Source organism: Aliiglaciecola sp. NS0011-25 (assembly GCF_040370605.1).
Lineage (GTDB): Bacteria > Pseudomonadota > Gammaproteobacteria > Enterobacterales > Alteromonadaceae > Aliiglaciecola > Aliiglaciecola lipolytica_A.
Window position 1 is genome coordinate 1 of sequence record NZ_BAABWR010000047.1, and the last position, 1513, is coordinate 1513.

3 protein-coding genes are annotated in these 1513 nt (G+C 39.3%); all 3 read right to left on the reverse strand.

Annotated elements, in window-relative coordinates; genetic code table 11:
- Window positions 1–72: 72 nt before the first annotated feature.
- The 3 genes from ABWV72_RS21075 to ABWV72_RS21085 all read right to left on the reverse strand — a co-directional run bounded on the left by ABWV72_RS21075 (window position 73) and on the right by ABWV72_RS21085 (window position 1371).
- Window positions 73–372, reverse strand: a complete 300-nt coding sequence (locus ABWV72_RS21075) for a type II toxin-antitoxin system RelE/ParE family toxin (protein WP_342804457.1) — start codon at window positions 370–372, stop codon at window positions 73–75.
- A complete protein-coding gene (locus tag ABWV72_RS21080; protein WP_216046741.1) occupies window positions 360–617 on the reverse strand; it encodes a type II toxin-antitoxin system Phd/YefM family antitoxin in 258 nt (85 codons plus the stop codon). The genes ABWV72_RS21075 and ABWV72_RS21080 overlap by 13 nt, the downstream gene beginning before the upstream one ends.
- Window positions 618–768: 151 nt before the next feature.
- Window positions 769–1371, reverse strand: a complete 603-nt coding sequence (locus ABWV72_RS21085; RefSeq protein WP_342804458.1) for a PEP-CTERM sorting domain-containing protein — start codon at window positions 1369–1371, stop codon at window positions 769–771.
- Window positions 1372–1513 lie beyond the last annotated feature (142 nt).

The following is a 1513-nucleotide window of genomic DNA, read 5'->3' on the forward strand; positions in this document are numbered from 1 at the left end:
TTTGCATATGGGGATTTTAGGAGCGCTTTACCAGCAGTAAAATTCCAACCATGAAGTTTTTGTTAGCCGTATTTAGCTGCGTAAAATAAACTTTCTCAGATCACGCTCTTGCCGCATAACATGAAGTATATAAACTAGATCATTATCTATTTTATAAAAAATACGACATGGATTAACAACAACTTCTCTATAGTTTAAGTTTTTTAATTCACGCGGGATTTTCCCCGATTCAGGATGTCTCTCTAGTCTAGTAACTTTATCAAACACCTTTTGTGCTAAATTTTTGGCTGCAGGTAAATTACTTAACGCAATATATTCAACTATTTCGTTTAAGTCATTTAAAGCAGGAGCAGTCCATTTTACTTCAGCCATTTACTCATTTTTTCTTTTGCATCTTCATTAGAGAATGTATCGCCATTTCTAATAGCTTGCTCGCCTCGAGCAACACCTTCGAGTATCTGCATTCGTTGTTGCATGAACTCATAGTCATCTACATCAACTAAATATGCAGACGGTTGTCCATGCTCTGTTATTAACACTGGTTCTTTTGACGAATGTAGCTCAGCCAATATCTTGGTTGCTTGTCGCTTTAATGTTGTTACTAGCTCTACTCTCATGATGAATCCAATTATAAAATGCGCAAATGTATCACTATAGTATCACACGCGTTTGCCGTTTCAAATTTACGGCTAACGCTCGCATAACCCGCAAGCAAAAAAATAGGGCAGTAAAGCCCCATTTTTTTGCTTGTCCGAGTTAATGCGCTTGTTAGGCTTTTGCTTTTTTACGAGAAAAACCCAAGCCAGCCAACCCAAGACCTAACAAAGCAATGGAAGTAGGCTCTGGCACTGACGTAGCGCTCTCGGTTACATAGCTAAAGTCATCGATTTTAACCCAGTCGGCATACTGTCCGACAAACTCCACTCGAGAAATATTCGTTGTGTTTGCACCAATAAAACCAATGTAAGGCGATGTTTGAGCAGGAACAAATAGGCTTTCTAGAAGGGTGCTTGAATCATCAAAAATATTCATATTCCAATACCCATCAGCGGCACCCCATATCATGCCGAAAGCTGAAACCGATGTAGAGAAGTCAATATTGAATGATCCTACCGCTGCGCTGGTTGAAAGCTCCAACCCGGAAGTTCCATATACTCCACCGGTAGTATAATTCGCAATTCCTAAGGTGCCTGTTCCTGCATTTGAAAATGTAACATCACCAATAGTGTAGCTAGAAGACGAGCCAATAGTCTGCGACTCAAAGTCAATTACAGTAGCCCCTGATATTGAAGAGTCGGAGGAGCTTGTTATCAGCCCTGCGTTTGCTGTACTGGCAAAAATACACGCAAACAGAAGCATTGATATTTTCATAAGAAAACCCTTTTAATAATTGTTAAATATAAACCCAATGACGAAGAGCAATAAACGGGCCAGTTTTTAACCTATTGTTTTTGTTCTATCTTTCTGTTTTCCCAATGGCGAGTGTAAAATTAATCGACACCATCTTAATGCC